This is a genomic window from Leptolyngbya sp. FACHB-321, assembly GCF_014695975.1.
Classification (GTDB): domain Bacteria; phylum Cyanobacteriota; class Cyanobacteriia; order Leptolyngbyales; family Leptolyngbyaceae; genus Stenomitos.
In genome coordinates this window covers 101,157-116,546 of sequence record NZ_JACJPI010000071.1, presented here as the reverse complement: position 1 = coordinate 116,546, position 15,390 = coordinate 101,157, and the positions used below count along the sequence as shown (strand labels likewise).

Below are 15,390 nucleotides of genomic sequence, written 5' to 3'. Positions count from 1 at the left end.
CTCGGAAGGTTCCAGGCCCATCTTAGACGAAGCAACCGCTAGGCAAGCTCAATTTGACTATCATCCCCAATCATGAACCGAAGCGCTTTAGGTCGCTGGGGCGCCGTTTTAAGGTGAGCTCGCTGCCCAATTACGCTGTCTACGATGCGCTGATGAATGCCAATAACCTGTGCGCCTTTGAGAATAACGCTGTGCTCTAGGTCTACATCAACCAGCGTGACTTGGTCAGCAATACTACTGTAGGGACCAATAAAACAATTTTCCAAGTGACAATCATTGCCGATGACTACTGGACCGCGCACAGTGCAGTTAATGAGCTTAGAACCCGTACCGATTTGTACCCGTCCAAAGGTTTGGCTCTTAGCATCCAGTTCACCACTGATTTCTGTTTTAAGGCAGGTATCCAGAATGATCTGATTGGCTTCGAGCAGGTCATCTTTTTTGCCAGTATCAAGCCACCAGCCTTCAATTTGGCGGGCTTCGATGTGTTTTTGCTGGTTGATCAGATCTTGAATCGCATCAGTAATTTCAAGTTCACCTCTAGCTGATGGCTGGATGCGATCGATCGACGCATGAATCGTATTTGCGAAGAAATAGATACCAACCAACGCTAGATTTGACGCTGGTACTTTGGGCTTTTCTACTAACTGAACAACCCGTCCTTGATCATCGACCTGTGCAACACCAAAAGCACTGGGATTGGCTACAGGACGCAGCAGAATGAGGGAGTCCATCTGTTCTGTCTTAAAGTGATTCAAGAATTCACCGAGTTCGTTCTGAATCAAGTTATCGCCCAAATACATCACGAAGGGTGAGTCGCCAAGAAAGGGGCGTGCAATCTTCACGGCGTGAGCCAAACCCGCAGGGGACTCTTGCAAAATATAAGTGATGTTGGCACCAAAGCGATCGCCATCGCCCGTTTTTGCTTTAACTTCTGCGCCTGTTTCTGGGCTGATAATAATGCCAATGTCTGTAATACCCGTTGCCGCAATAGCCTCAATGCCGTACCAAAGAATCGGTTTGTTAGCGACTGGCACCAGTTGTTTGGCACCAGTGTATGTCAGCGGTCGTAGTCGCGTGCCTTTGCCACCACTGAGAATGATTGCTTTCATAAAACGAGTCTCTTCGAGAAGGGTTGTGTCACGGGTAAACTTCAGCTAACTTGAGTGGCTTCCCAGCTTGATCTTTTGCTGATAAAAGCGGCTCTGCCTTTAAAGTCCAATCGATCGCCAAATCGGGATCATTCCAGAGAAGGCACCGCTCAAACTGCGGCGCATAGTAATCGGTTGCTTTGTATAGAACTTCAGCAACTTCTGAGATGACTGCAAAACCATGAGCAAACCCAGCAGGTACCCAAAGCATTCGCTTGTTTTCTGCACTGAGGTAGCAACTTACCCATTGCCCAAAGGTGGGAGATTGCCGACGAATATCAACGGCTACGTCCAATATGGTGCCTGTGATCGCTCGCACTAGTTTGCCTTGGGGCTGCTGAATTTGATAATGCAGTCCACGCAAGACGTTTTGGCAGGAGCGGGAGTGATTATCCTGGACGAACTGAGCAGCTACTCCCGTCTTGTCTGTAAAAACCTGTTCGTTGAAGCTTTCAAAAAAGAAGCCGCGATCGTCTTCAAAAACGCGAGGTTCAAAAATCAAGACATCAGGAATTTCAGTAGGCAAGACGTTCATTGGAATTTCCTCACAACACTTCCTTTTAATCTAAAGGCTCAGAGTAACCCACGAGAAGTCTAAACCAATTTTCACTGCAAGTTTTGCCAACTGTAAGCGTTATAACGCGTTGCTTAATGAAGGCTCAAGCGCTTGAGGCAATCTTCATTAAACGCCATTGCAATGGTAAAGATTAACTAGAGCAGATGCCAAGCTAGCAGACAAGCGCTAAGTAGATGTGAAGCATAGCTGTTCTCTCAGTGGTATAGCAAAAGGCTAAAGGACTAAGTAGAACCTTTACTAGAAGCAGAACTGGAAACCCTAATCTGTCCTAACTCTCTCTTCAACTGCTATGGCAAGCCTCAACTATTTAGACATTTAGAGCAGTGGAGCGAGCGTCACCGGGATAACCGCTATTAATAAATTTTAAATAAAGTTATTGCTGTAGAACGAGTAGCTTAGCAAGGTGAAGGCTAGGTAGCTAATCGAAAGCGTAGTAAAGCTAACCGAAACAACTTGAGTTCACGACGTTGGGCTTCACTACGCTTGCCTGAGTTAATCAGAGGGTATGGGTATTAGATGCTGCAAACAGGCTTATCGTTGGCATTAAGCTTGATTGTGCCTTCGGTGCCACCAACGACGAAAGGATACTGTTCTTCTCCAACCGTTCTGACGAAGGTTGGTTTTTGCAGGGAACATTCTCTGATCGCTGCACCCCAAGCGGCATAATCACTGCCCAGTTTGTCAGTAATGGGAGTGTTGGTAGAAATTTCTGCATTTTTCACGATCGACAGTTCAATTGGCAATGTGAAGTAGATAGGCGCTACAGGTGGAGTCGGTAGATCGACCGAGCGACCACCCACAATGGTTTCTTCATCAGGCGAAGTCGTTACCGCTAGTGGGGCTGCTGATGCTGCGACAGCATGACCGACTGAAAGTGTAACAATGGCTGCGACAGCAAGCTTTTTCAACATAGCAAGATTCTCCTCAGTGATTTTTTAGTGATGGGTTTATCTCAGGCGATCGACGCACAAATCGTATGCTGATCGTCTGACACAACTAACGGACTTCTCAACTATAGTTCCCAACTAGAGCTTAAGTGATCCATCAATCCGCTAGTCAAGCCTCATGAACGTTAACACAACTTGTGTACTTTTAAATACCACAATTTCTTAAAAGCAAATTTTGCTTTCGCGTTAGAGGTGGTAGGGTGGGCAGCTACTGCTGGAATACTCCTTAGAGGGACAAGGCGATCGCCCGGTTTGCCAGAGCATCGGCTGTAATGCCATTAACTGCCATCAAAGCAGTGGGGCTAGCCGTTGTTTCACCGCGCTTCCAGGCAAAGGTATCGCGCTTCGCCAAACTTCTTAGCATGATTGGTTCTAGCATGCCGCTGGCACCACCCGTCACACCAATTAGGACATCACCACCAAACAGCGACTCAAACTCAGCATCGTTAAGAAAGGCACTATCGGGTTCGGAACACAGATCCCAGCCCACATCGGATGCGCGGTAAAGGCGACGTGGATTAATCACTGAGACGATGCGGACACCTATGCCCTCTGCGGTTAACTGGGTAGCTGCTTCAAAGACGGGGATCAGGGGCATATCGCCGATGACGGCAAACACAACGGTTGTACTGCCGCTAGTTTCGTGCAGGGTGATGGCACCATTAGCGATCGCCTGCTGCGTCTGGTCAAACGTCGTCCGAACGGGTAAGGGCGACTTACTAGCTGTAATCACTACCCCTTTATTTTTTTGAGTCAGCGCCCAGTCGTAGCAGACCTGAATGCTGTTAGCATCGGGCGGAAAGAGCGGGAAAACGTTGCCGTTGCGCATCATGGCAGCGAAGTAGGCTTCAATTTCGGGGCGTTGATGCGTCCAACCGTTACGTCCTTGCTCTAGTGCCCCTGCCGTAAAAAGCGTCACCGTAGCAGGCGTAGGACGACGAAGTTCTGCCATTGCCTGCGTCACCGTTTGCCAGATAGGTAAACCGTTGATCGCGAACGATTCATACGAACACCAGAGCGATCGCGATCCCATTAACGCTAATCCGGCTGCCAGCCCTGCACAAGCATCTTCGCTCAACGGTTCATAGACCTGTCCACCCGGAGCCTGATAATACAGTGGATCTTCAGTTGGATGAATGATTTTGAGCGCCTGATTAATGTTGGCAATACCTGATGCCTCGTTGCCATCAGCATTAGTTACTACATAGGCAGCATCGGCTTGCCCAACTGCTGCAACTAGCTTACCCATTGCAGTGGTGGAAACCTTTGGCTCGCCACCAACCGTAAATTCTTCTAGGGGCAGTTGACCAAGCGAGGGGAGCGATCGCTCAAATTCTGTTACCACCGTTTTGCTAGCAGGACCGCCACCTGCCCGCTCACAGTTGGTGCGTACTAGTGCCCAGGCATTAGGCGAAAGCGCACGAGCTTTCAATGCCGCTACAATGTCAGGATTTTCTAACGTGTGCTGGGCATAAAGGTTGTGAGATTTTGCGCCACGTGCATGCACACCTGCACCTTTAAGCTGCTTAATAATCAGGACGGTTAGCTTACCACCAAGGGCAGAGCGAGCCGCTTCATCCATTTTTGCCAGCACCGCTTTGCCGAATGCGAGGCGCTGCTCGGGGGCGAAGATAGTGCTATCAACGTAGGCTCCGGGCTGGTTTTGGTCATCAAAGTCTTTGGCATCAATAAGTACCACTTGCTCAAAGCCGTTGCCGCGCCAGTATGACTCCATCTGCTCATTCGTTTTTAGTGACACCATGCTGTGGTGTTCCTGGGAGTAGCCGTTCCAGACCAGCACGGGTAGAAAGTTTGTTGCAGTGGGGTAAGCTGTGTGGAAATGAGCCATCGCGCTCACAATGTAGGGTTCGCCCAAGCCGCCATCACCGACTGTGAAAGGAAAGAGCTTGTCAGGGTGCAAGAGTGCTGCTGCCATCGCAAAGTGTTGCCCTTGCCCTAAAGGTCCGGCAGGTGCAAGAATGCCAGGGATAAAGCCAGAGAGATGACCCAGCAAGCCGTGCTGCTCGCGGAAACGATCGCGCAACTGCTGCACGGTGGTGATGCCCATGTCTTCCAGTGATCGATCCAGGAACATAGCGCTGTAGAAGCCAGGTGCATGGTGCCCGACCTCAGTAATGATATTTTTGTAGCCCAACATGACTAGTGCGGCATACGCTTCTGCCTGACTGGCAAAGCCGCCGGGGTGCCCAGAAGCCTTACTGGCTGTCACCTGTAAGATTAGATAGCGCAAGGCATCAGCATACAAAAGCGTTTGATACGCAGCAGCAGGATCAGTAAGATCGGCGATCGCGGTTTGACCTTCTCCAATCGCTGGCACAGCACCATAGACATCAAAACCTGGCACTGCATCGCTGTAATACTGAATGCCATCACAGAAGGCGGGCGTGCTAACGGACTGGGGATTAGGACTAACTGCGGTCATGCTTCAGATACCTACTGCAACTAAAAATCTGGTGGCGATTGCCCCTAATCATAGTACACAGCCCATTACACAAAAAGAGCAGAGGGTTTTTGATGGTAGCGGTTGTGGCGGTCTATAGCTGATAGGGTGACAGCATCAAGGATAATGAGCATTACAGTTAGGGCTTTTTGGGCATTGAAGGGGATGGAGGTGGCTCCTGTTGCAACAGTAGAGGAATGCTCAACGCTCCTAACACGATCGTGATGCCAGTAATGACCCAAATGATTAGTCGATTCGGTCGGTAATCTCCTCGCTCAATCTGCCACAGCACCTGGTTGTAGCGCCAAGCAGCTAAAGCAATAAGCACAATGCCAAAAATGACCAAACTGATACCCAGGTTCTCTGAATTAAAAACAGGGTTGCTAGGCACCTCTTGGTCAGTAATAGCTACTCTTAACTGACGTAAAAATAAGCCAAAGCGAGCAATGGCAAGTCCGAACCCGATTAAGGTAATAGAGGTACGAAGCCAAGCCAAGAACGTACGTTCATTTGCCTGATGCTCTCGTTGTCGATCAGGTGGTCTGGTCATGAAGCAAGATGCTAACGGTTGTTCAGTAGCCCACGATCGATCTGCTACAGGCTTCAGCATTACTAGGTCGATTGCACCGGCAGTTTAGCGGCATTTCGCTCTTGTCCAAACGGCAATACAACCAGGCGATCGTTTAGCTAGACGCTCAAATTGCTCTGGTAGGTTCTGAAGCATAGAATTGCCAAAATTGAAGGGCTAAACAAGCCTCATTTGGGCAGCGTTGCTAAACGAGTAATGCTAGGGGTCAACATTATGGACGCCTTAATGCACTTAAGATGCAAGGCGATCGTTCTACGACTCAGGTGTAATGCCATCAGGTTGCTCTTTTGAAACTTGAGCGACCTTCTGAGCGACATCTGGGTTGTACAGCCGTAGATAATTCCAGTAGTTTTCAAAAACCGATTTGACGTAGCCTTTGGTCTCGTTGTAAGGAATGTTCTCGACAAACACATCAGGATCTTGTTGTCCTGCTTTTGCGACCCAGCCACCAACAGCTCCGGGACCAGCGTTGTAGCTGGCGATCGCCAGCATTGAATTGCCGCTGTATTCCTGGTGCGTGTAATCGAGATACCAAGTGCCTAGCTTAATGTTGTCGTCAGGATCATTGAGCTTGTACTCCTTCAACTTGATTTGCTTGGCAATCCAGGCTCCCGTATCGGGCATGACTTGCATTAGCCCAGTTGCGCCTACACCAGAGCGGATTCCGGGCATAAAGCGCGATTCTTGCCGGATTAGTGCCGTGACTAATAGCGGGTTAAGCTGCCGCTCTTGCGACCAGGTTTCGATCGGCTCTAAGAAAGGGAATGGGTAGAGCGCCTGCCAGTAAGATGCTTGCTGTTTAAGTGCCTGGTACTGAGATTTTTCTTCTGGCTTATCCCGTTCGCTCAAGAACGAAACCATAAAAATGCCGTCTAGATAGTCGCCCACTCCCAACCGCATCACGCCATCGGTAAACTGTTCAGCGACCGTTGGCTGTTTGGGGTTGCTAAACTCAACCTGCCATAGCTTCCAGGCATCGTGGTCTTGCCCAAGCTGAAACAGTTCTTTGAGGGTGGCTGAGCCGACTGGTAAATCTGGACGAGCGGCAGGGCGAACGACCTCTGGGTTGATTTGGCGCACGCTGTTAAAATCACCAACCTCCCAGCCTAAACGGGATGCCGATCGCCATGCATAGTATGAATGCGGATACTTTGACAACGCCTGTTGATACGCCGCTTTAGCTTCTTGCTGTTTACCAAGCTGTTCTGCCCATTTGCCGCTCCAATAAGCAGCTTCGGGCGCTTGTTCGCTGGTAGGGTTATGTAAAAGGACTGATGATGCCCAGACATATGCCGATTGGGCATCATTGGCAGCCCCACGCTCTTGAGCCAGGCTCCATCGCAGTTCTGCCGCTGCATCCGATTTGGCATAGCGCGTCAGTAGAATCTGCCGTACCTGCACGGCATACTTGAGGCTATTTTGCTGCTCCAACAGTTTGGCTTTTTCAAGCAATGCCTCGCCTGCTTTCGCTGGAAACCGCTGCACGACCTGATCCAGGTAGGCAATCGCCCGTCCTGAGTCTGATAGTTTGGCAAGCCGGAGCAAGGCTAGAGCAGACTCGTCGGCAGTGGGAAAATCCTGAACCACGCGCTGGTAGGCCTGAATCGCACCACCTTTTTCGCCCAGTTGAAAACCGCGTCCAATGCGATAAGCATTGAGTGGGGTATAGGGTGCCTGCGTATAGGCGGCTCCAGCTTTGCCGTAGAGCTGTTTTTCCCAATAGCCAAAGGCGATCGCCTCCCAGTCCTCAGGCTTAAGCTGCGCAGCGTATTGCTTGGTTAAAGTATCCAAGACAGTCAGATAGTTTTGGGCATAGAGCGCATGTTTTGCAATCAACAGCAACAGTTGTGGCTGTTTTGGGTTTTCCTTGAGCCGTTGCTGTACCAGCGCGATCGTGCTGGGATGAGACGGGAACTGAGCGATCGCCTGATCCCCATAGCGCGGATTTTCGCGCTCCAGTGCTACCAGCGCTTCTGCCGTAACGGGACTTTTGGGGTAAGCCTTAACCAATTGCTGTTGCGTTGCCTGGACGTTAGCCCGATCGCCGATCGCCTCATACGCCTGGGCACGCTGCCTCAGCACGTAGGCTCCCAGAAGCGGATAGCTGTCCTCTAAGTCCTTTAAAGACTCCAGTGCTTTTTTGCCCTGCCCTTGCTCAATGAGTTCCGCTGCCAACAGATAGCGGGCACGACTGCGTTCGGGCGATTCTTTGTCTTTGACGATCGCCTCTAGCGCTTTCGTTCGTTGGGCGGGTGGCAACGCTTTGAATGCAGTCACTTGCTTTTTGGAAGTGTTGCCTCCCCCTGGCGAACCTGCGATCGACCAAGGCTGCTCTTGCTGTCCACGCCACTTGAGAACGGGAACCGTTGCTCCTACAATCAAAGCAACCAGCCCCGCAGTACCTAACAATATCTGGATCTTTCGTCGCTTCAGCATGAAGCCTCCCAATCTGGGTGAAATCTCCTTGTGAATTTAGCACTTTTAAACGAAAGTGACTGTTTGATTTGAGGGAAATTACAGGAGCGCCAGATCCCTAAATGCTTTGAGAAGCCAGGGATCTGAACCTAACCGTTCTTTCACAAAGACTTGAGAACTGCTGCCGCAAATTTAGAGGAAGATAAAGAAGCAACTGCTTTGGTTTCTGGACTTCATGGCAACAACGACGATCGCCCTCAATGCAGACCTTATCAATGCGCTAGATCTGTCTCCGCTTCAGACTGTCATTGACCCACTGTTGCAAGAGGGTAAACTTATGACCTACGAGCAGCAGCTTCAATTTACGATCGACTACCCTCAGGAACCAACCGACCCCAGGGAACTACCCGAGATTCCGGAAATACGGCTCTGGTTCATTCGGCTCGATGCGCGTTACCCGTGGTTGCCCTTTCTGCTGGACTGGAAAGCCGGTGAATTGACGCGCTACACTGCCATGCTGGTGCCCCATCAATTTCACCCCAAAGATGGCATTCAATACAATCCAGAAGCGTTAGAAATTTTCGTGATGCACAAGATTTTTGTGCTGGCGGGCTGGATGCAGTCGCAGGGTTTAGAGGGCAAAGCAAGGCTGAAAGCCATGACTCAAATGTTTGGTTACGAACTGGATGATGCTTTTTTTGACTTGCTGTAGGTAGCTATTTTGACAGTATTTTGACAGCAAGTTCTGACAGCTCGGAAAAAGTTGAGTACATGAACGGCTGCGTCGCTTGATAGAATAGAGACCCACCAATGATTGCAGGCGAGCAACGCAAGAAATATGAGCACAGGGACGCTGTTTGATAAAGTTTGGGATGCACACACCGTTAGCGTTTTGCCTTCTGGACAGACGCAGCTTTTTATTGGGTTGCACCTGATTCACGAAGTCACTAGTCCTCAAGCCTTTGCGATGCTGCGCGAACGCAAACTGAAGGTGTTGTTTCCCGATCGCACCGTCGCTACAGTCGATCACATCGTGCCCACAGACAATCTAGCGCGTCCCCTTGCCGACTCGATCGCTGAGGAAATGATGCAGGCGCTAGAGCAAAACTGTCAAGAAAATGGCATCACCTTTCATAAGGTTGGTTCGGGCAATCAAGGTATCGTTCACGTCATTGCACCAGAGCAAGGCTTGACCCAACCTGGCATGACGATCGCCTGCGGTGACAGTCATACCGCCACACATGGAGCCTTTGGCGCGATCGCTTTTGGCATTGGCACCAGCCAGGTACGTGATGTATTGGCATCGCAAACGTTGGCGTTGGCAAAGCTTAAGGTGCGTAAGATTGAAGTCAACGGCAGCCTGAAACCGGGTGTCTATGCTAAAGATGTCATTCTGCACATCATCCGTAAGTTAGGCGTGAAAGGTGGTGTAGGCTACGCTTACGAATTTGCGGGCAGCACGTTTGAGCAGATGAGCATGGAAGAACGGATGACTGTCTGCAACATGGCGATTGAAGGTGGTGCTCGTTGCGGCTACGTAAACCCTGATCAAGTTACCTTTGACTATCTCAAAGGGCGCGATTTTGCACCCAAGGGCGCTGATTGGGAGAAGGCAGTTGAGTGGTGGAACAACATTCGCAGCGATGCCGATGCCGTCTACGATGATGTTGTTATCTTTGATGCCGCAACGATCGCTCCTACTGTCACCTGGGGCATTACGCCCGGTCAGGGTATTGCGGTCAATGAAACTGTTCCCACGCCCGACGAGATGCCAGCGGATGAGCGGGCGATCGCGGAAGAAGCTTATCAATATATGGACTTGCAACCAGGAAAACCGATGGAGGGCATTAAAGTAGATGTTTGCTTCATTGGTAGTTGCACCAACGGCAGAATTAGTGACCTGCGTGAAGCCGCCAAATTTGCTCAGGGACGGCACGTCGCAAACGGTATCAAAGCTTTTGTTGTCCCTGGTTCCGAGCGGGTGAAAAAACAAGCTGAAGCTGAAGGACTACACAACATCTTTGTAGAAGCGGGCTTTGAATGGCGCGAACCGGGCTGCTCTATGTGCCTCGCGATGAACCCCGACAAGCTCCAGGGTCGGCAACTCAGTGCGTCGTCCTCGAACCGCAACTTCAAAGGTCGGCAAGGCTCATCGTCTGGTCGCACGCTGCTTATGAGCCCAGCAATGGTAGTCGCCGCAGCGATTACAGGTCAAGTTACTGATGTCCGTGAGCTGATTTAGGCAGTGCCGCTCTTACCACTTGCTCTGGATCGTGACTTAAATAACCTGTAGACCTCGCAATTTGTCGTAGGGGCAAAAGCCCTTCAATATGGCTACGCTCAAGCAGTGGTGTGCCCCTACATGAAGAAGCTGACTTTAATTTGAGTTGTATTTTAACTGAGTTGGCACTAACCGTCGTGCAAATTTTGGTGACGGTAAAAAGCGTACGCATCAAACAGCACGCCTACTAAACTACAGGTTAAACCAATGACTAAAGCGCCCTGAAACGGGTCGCCGCTGCCAAAGACGGCTAGAAATTGCAGGAGTTTTTCGGCTCCGGCTCGACCGATCGCCTCTGCAAAAGGAACCTGTTCGAGTGTCGATAATAGCGCCAAGATTATGCCAATAAGCGCTATAGGGGCAGCAAAGCTAAACGTGCTCGTTAGCAGCAGTGAACGGACGAAAGCTGGTGACATGAGCATAAAGCCAATAACATGCTGGTCAGAGTTAAACGGTGCTGAGGCAATGTGTTCTCTCTACAGTAGGAGCGATCGCCCACAATTAGCGTGTGTGTGAGAAATCTTAAATCAAGCTTAAATATCTTGTTGAAGCTCTGTGAACAATTTCGAGAAAATCTAGACATAAGTTTTGTGTTGCCTCAAGGTTTGGCCGCAGTGCCTCGCTCTAACGTCGCCCGAAAACGTAGTTGCGGTCTCTGTGCCAGTTCACTAATTGCTTCTGGTCGGGACTGATCAGCTAGCTAAAACGTTAATGTAATGAAGGTTTAACGCTACTATTTTTCTTCCTTGGAAGCTTTTGCATCTATGAAGGTTTGATTAATTTGAAGCACAGCGCCAGTGCGATCGCGCACTGTAAGAGTTAAATTCTTGAAAGCTGTATCGACCGTTACTTTATGTGACGTTGGAGGTGCAGGGTGTGTCATAAAGCATCTCCTGGGGAATACTGTCGCTAATTAGAGGAGTTGTAGGTTATGAGAGACCGTTTATTTATGTCGGAGACGTTGTTATCCCCAGTGCTAGCTTCGGCAGTACTGGGGCTTTTTATGGTTAGTCCCGCCTTGGGAGCCGTTTTAGAAGAAGAGGGTACAGGCACAGCAGCAACAGCAGTAAGTCAGCAGCCTGCGATCGTGCCCTCGCCAGATGTTTCCCCAGCACTTTCGACTGCTCCCACGCTTGCTCAAGCGTTGCCATCTGAACAAGCGCTACCTGAAGCGGTAGATCAGAGTAATGATGTCGTTAATTTAGACGCTGCGACCCAGCCAACCGACGGCATGGCTCAGGTGACATCGGTTTCTCAGCTAACTGATGTTAAACCTACTGATTGGGCGTTTCAGTCCCTACAGTCACTTGTAGAGCGCTATGGCTGCATTGTTGGCTATCCTGATCAAACCTTTCGTGGCAACCGTGCGCTTACCCGCTATGAATTTGCCGCTGGCTTGAACGCCTGCCTCGATCGTGTCAATGAACTGATTGCAGCGGGCACAGGTGATCTGGTTAAAAAAGAAGATTTGTTAGCCGTGCAAAAGCTTCAGGAAGAGTTTGCGGCTGAACTTGCAACTCTGCGGGGACGGTTAGGCACATTAGAAGCCCGCACAGCAACGCTAGAAAAACAGCAGTTCTCCACCACCACCAAGCTGTTTGGTCAGGTCATTTTCGGAGTGCAAGGGCGCAACAGCCCCGATATTTCGTTAGCAGGCTTTAACTTTAATGGCAATGATGACCAGGTAAATGTTATCTCAAACGCTCAACTAAGTCTTTTTACTCAGTTTAGCGAACGCAGCATCTTGCTGGTTGGTCTCCAGGCAGGCGCAGGCAGATCCTTCGGCAACCAACTGCTGACAAATGATGTGCTGTTGGGCTATGAAGGCGATTCTCGTAACTCTGTAAGACTTAGCGACCTAACCTTCCGTCAACTGTTTGGCAACAACTTTGCTGTCATTGCGGGACCTGTTGGTGTCAACATGGTGAACGTCTTTCGGGGTGCTAATAGGATTGAAAGCGCCGGACAAGGACCGCTCTCTCGTTTTGCACAGCGCAACCCGATTCTTAACATTGGTGGTGATGGTGGTGGTGCAGGCTTCGACTGGCAAATTACGCCTAGCCTCTCGTTGCAAGGGGTTTACTCGTCCAACCGACCGGAAGACCCAATCAATGGTGGGCTTTTTGGCGGCAGTAACGGCGCAACGACAGCGGGCGCACAGTTAACTTTTGCACCAACTCGCAACATTGATATTGCTCTTCATTATGTAAATGCCTATTCGCCTAGTGGCTTTTTGGGTACGAGCGTAGGCGATGACCAACTTGCCCTGCCTAACCCGTTCTCCTTTCGTGCCCCTATCAAGACTAACGCGATCGGTGGTACTGCGGCTTGGCGCATTACACCCAGGATTACACTCGGCGGTTGGGCTGGCTTTACAACCTCTGACCTGAAAGGTTTCTCTGGCAATGTAGAAACGATTAACTGGATGGCGTTTCTCAACTTCCCTGATTTAGGTGCACGCGGTAATCTGGGTGCAATTTACGTAGGTCAGCCACCACGCATTATCAGTAGCGATCTGCCTGCTGGTCGCAATGTCCCCAGCTTTATTAGTGAAGGAAATTTACTTGCTGGTGAGGGTGACCAACCAGGGACAACGACTCATGTTGAAGCGTTCTACCGCTTCAGAGTCTCTGACAACATCAGTATTACGCCCGGTGTCATTTTTGTTTTCAACCCTCGGCAAAATTCAGCGAACGACACCATCACGATCGGCGTACTTCGGACAACCTTCACGTTTTAAGCGCTTGGAGACAACATAAAACAGAAAGTGAGTTGCTAGTTGTTTTGTCTTGTCTCGGTATAAACCCAGACAAGACATATTGAGAACGACAAGCTATCGCCCTTGCCTAAGTACCTTAATGACCGAAGTCGATCGTGAAAACTCCTAATTTCAAAGGGTTTTATGAGGTTTTCAAGAACCTGGCTGTAATCAGGAACTTTCCGTCCAAACTAAAGTTCTGGCAAGTTACTAGTAGCAATTGGTTTCAGTAATCTCGTTGTCTCTACTACTAACAAGCCCCGTTAGTTGCGTGTCATTTACTTAACACTTGGTTGACTTTTCATTCACCAAACATTTAGAGGATTATTACTGTGATTGATCAATCCACTCGTTTCGCCGTTTGTCTAGGACTATTAGCAGGCAGTTTGGCGATCGCTACCGCCGCCCATGCTGATATTCCCATTACTAGCGGTCAAGCAACTGGTGATGCTGCCTTCTTCTTGCCAGGTACCGCACCGACTGCCACTACTCCTGCGGGTACTCCAGTTCTCTTTGATACAGCAATTCAAACCTTGAGGCTCGTCACGCCAAATGGCACGACAACGACATCACGCTTTCTTCCCAATGCCAGTCAATTTACAGACACCAACGGCAATAACGTACCCGATAGTGGAGACAAAGGCAGGCTAGAAGGCACTCTGTCAGGTGTAGCTTTTTCGGCTAGCGGTAATCCAGTCTTCTTTCAAGGCGTACCGACTGCAATCAACTTTACACTCAGTGCTTTTTCACCTAGCTTCATTCAAGGTGGCACACTGATTAGCCCCCAGCAGGTTGGTACTGCTCCGCTTGTCTTCTTGCCTGTGCAAAATGTTACTCTGTCAGGCGATTCCAGCACCTCGTTTACCTCAAAGGAGGGTTTGTTAAGCGTAGGTGCCTTTGATGCTGCTCTGACTGGTGATTCGATCAAACTGCCGTCTGATTTGCAATTACGGTCTACCAACGTCAGCAATGATGTGTCAACGGTATTAGGACGACGCATCAAGTTTGAGTTTGAAGGCAAGGATGTTTTACCGACAGCGGGAACCGATCTTAATCCGAGCGACGGTGTAATCACTTTTAATGGACCGACAACCAAGTTTCAGGTTCAAAGTGTCGAAACTCCGGGCACCAGTGAGTTTAAGCTCGAAGGCACTGTTGCCAACTTGGATCTGAAACTCACGGCTCCATTCAGTGGAACGCTGAACGGTACACTGTCTTCAGCCGCCAGAACAAACTATGAAGTCAAGGGCGAAGGCCCAGGCTATGTTGCTTTTGGTAATAGTACTGCGACGTTTGCGGGTTCTGCTCGTAACGATACCCAATTCAAGTTTGAGCAATCCAGTGGCAAGCTAGACGGTAGAAGTAACGGTGATGTTTCATTTGCGTTAAAGACTGGCAGTGGTAATTTCACAAGCTTTTCTCCAGCAGTGGGTGTAAACAACAACGGTACGGCGTTCAACAGCAGCACGAATACCAGCACAAACACCAGCACGAATACCAGCACGAACACCAGTACGAATACCAGCACGAACACCAGTACGACTAGTACAAATACGATCGTTTTCACCAACTTTGTCGCAAATACCACCTACATCAGACTGTTTAACCCATCGCTCTTTGTAGTGAATAGCACTGACGGCGATGACGATGATGACAGCCGTGATGATGATGATAGACGTAGTGATAACGATGACGATGACAACGATGACAATAGCAATACGACCTACACCATTTATCGGCAGCGTGGTTCCGTTGAAGTGGTTGTAGAACGTGATTCGGAAGATCGTATTTTGCTGGTGGAGCGCGATCGTTCTGACCGTCAACTGCCCCCCGGTCAAGCAAAACGTGGGCGAGTTGTTTCCGCTTACCAGGTCATTGGGTTATCCAGCCGTGTCTTCCCAGGGTTAGTTGGATTGCGGCAAATTTCAGCCACACAAGCACAATCCACTACCACTCCGACAACAACAACTCCAGCAACTACCACTCCGGCAGCTACTCCGACAACAACAGCTCCGGCAACTACCACTCCGACAGCTCCAGCAACTACTACTCCAGCAACAACGGCTCCGGCAACTACAGCCCCGGCAACTACGACTACCCCCAGTAGTGCTCCCGCAGGCACCACAACTCCGATCGAATCGACGACTCCCAGTGGAACAACTACCACTCCGTAGAGACAGGAGCCACCTTTAAAGGACACAAAGAGGCAAT

At 49.8% G+C, this 15,390-nt stretch carries 12 protein-coding genes; 4 read left to right on the top strand and 8 right to left on the bottom strand.

Annotation, left to right across the window (positions count from 1 at the left end; all coding sequences use genetic code 11):
* Nucleotides 1–38: 38 nt before the first annotated feature.
* From H6F76_RS19875 to H6F76_RS19850, 6 genes are all read right to left on the bottom strand, one after another.
* Nucleotides 39–1,112, bottom strand: a complete 1,074-nt coding sequence (locus H6F76_RS19875; RefSeq protein ID WP_190510879.1) for a glucose-1-phosphate thymidylyltransferase — start codon at nucleotides 1,110–1,112, stop codon at nucleotides 39–41.
* 28 nt (nucleotides 1,113–1,140) lie between these two features.
* Nucleotides 1,141–1,686 carry a dTDP-4-dehydrorhamnose 3,5-epimerase gene (rfbC, locus tag H6F76_RS19870; protein WP_190510878.1) on the bottom strand — a complete coding sequence of 182 codons (546 nt, stop codon included), beginning with the start codon at nucleotides 1,684–1,686 and terminating at the stop codon, nucleotides 1,141–1,143.
* 554 nt (nucleotides 1,687–2,240) lie between these two features.
* Nucleotides 2,241–2,639, bottom strand: coding sequence for a hypothetical protein (locus tag H6F76_RS19865; protein WP_190449261.1), 399 nt, complete (start codon nucleotides 2,637–2,639; stop codon nucleotides 2,241–2,243).
* Nucleotides 2,640–2,901: 262 nt separating this feature from the next.
* Complete coding sequence (locus H6F76_RS19860; protein WP_190510877.1) at nucleotides 2,902–5,118, bottom strand: phosphoketolase; 2,217 nt, start codon at nucleotides 5,116–5,118, stop codon at nucleotides 2,902–2,904.
* A 157-nt stretch (nucleotides 5,119–5,275) separates the two neighbouring features.
* Nucleotides 5,276–5,686, bottom strand: a complete 411-nt coding sequence (locus H6F76_RS19855; protein ID WP_190510876.1) for a DUF202 domain-containing protein — start codon at nucleotides 5,684–5,686, stop codon at nucleotides 5,276–5,278.
* A 291-nt stretch (nucleotides 5,687–5,977) separates the two neighbouring features.
* Entirely contained in the window at nucleotides 5,978–8,161 is a 2,184-nt protein-coding gene (locus H6F76_RS19850; protein ID WP_190510874.1) for a transglycosylase SLT domain-containing protein, read from the bottom strand.
* 214 nt (nucleotides 8,162–8,375) lie between these two features.
* Between H6F76_RS19850 and H6F76_RS19845 the strand changes: the two genes are divergently transcribed.
* Both H6F76_RS19845 and leuC read left to right on the top strand, forming a co-directional pair.
* The gene (locus H6F76_RS19845) at nucleotides 8,376–8,852 is read left to right on the top strand and encodes a CRR6 family NdhI maturation factor (protein WP_190446609.1); all 477 of its coding nucleotides are present in this window, start codon (nucleotides 8,376–8,378) and stop codon (nucleotides 8,850–8,852) included.
* Between the two features lie 126 nt (nucleotides 8,853–8,978).
* Nucleotides 8,979–10,382, top strand: coding sequence for a 3-isopropylmalate dehydratase large subunit (gene leuC, locus H6F76_RS19840; RefSeq protein WP_190510871.1), 1,404 nt, complete (start codon nucleotides 8,979–8,981; stop codon nucleotides 10,380–10,382).
* A 167-nt stretch (nucleotides 10,383–10,549) separates the two neighbouring features.
* Here the strand turns inward: leuC and H6F76_RS19835 are convergent, their stop codons facing one another.
* Together H6F76_RS19835 and H6F76_RS19830 are read right to left on the bottom strand one after the other, a co-directional pair.
* Nucleotides 10,550–10,837, bottom strand: a complete 288-nt coding sequence (locus H6F76_RS19835; protein WP_242036748.1) for a hypothetical protein — start codon at nucleotides 10,835–10,837, stop codon at nucleotides 10,550–10,552.
* Nucleotides 10,838–11,154: 317 nt separating this feature from the next.
* Nucleotides 11,155–11,304, bottom strand: a complete 150-nt coding sequence (locus tag H6F76_RS19830; RefSeq protein ID WP_190510867.1) for a hypothetical protein — start codon at nucleotides 11,302–11,304, stop codon at nucleotides 11,155–11,157.
* A gap of 48 nt (nucleotides 11,305–11,352) precedes the next feature.
* On the opposite strand from H6F76_RS19830, the gene H6F76_RS19825 reads away from it, so the two are divergent.
* Nucleotides 11,353–13,161, top strand: coding sequence for an iron uptake porin (locus tag H6F76_RS19825; protein WP_190510866.1), 1,809 nt, complete (start codon nucleotides 11,353–11,355; stop codon nucleotides 13,159–13,161).
* Between the two features lie 350 nt (nucleotides 13,162–13,511).
* Nucleotides 13,512–15,353 (top strand): hypothetical protein, encoded by a 1,842-nt coding sequence (locus H6F76_RS19820; RefSeq protein ID WP_190510865.1) that lies wholly within the window; start codon nucleotides 13,512–13,514, stop codon nucleotides 15,351–15,353.
* Nucleotides 15,354–15,390: the final 37 nt, after the last annotated feature.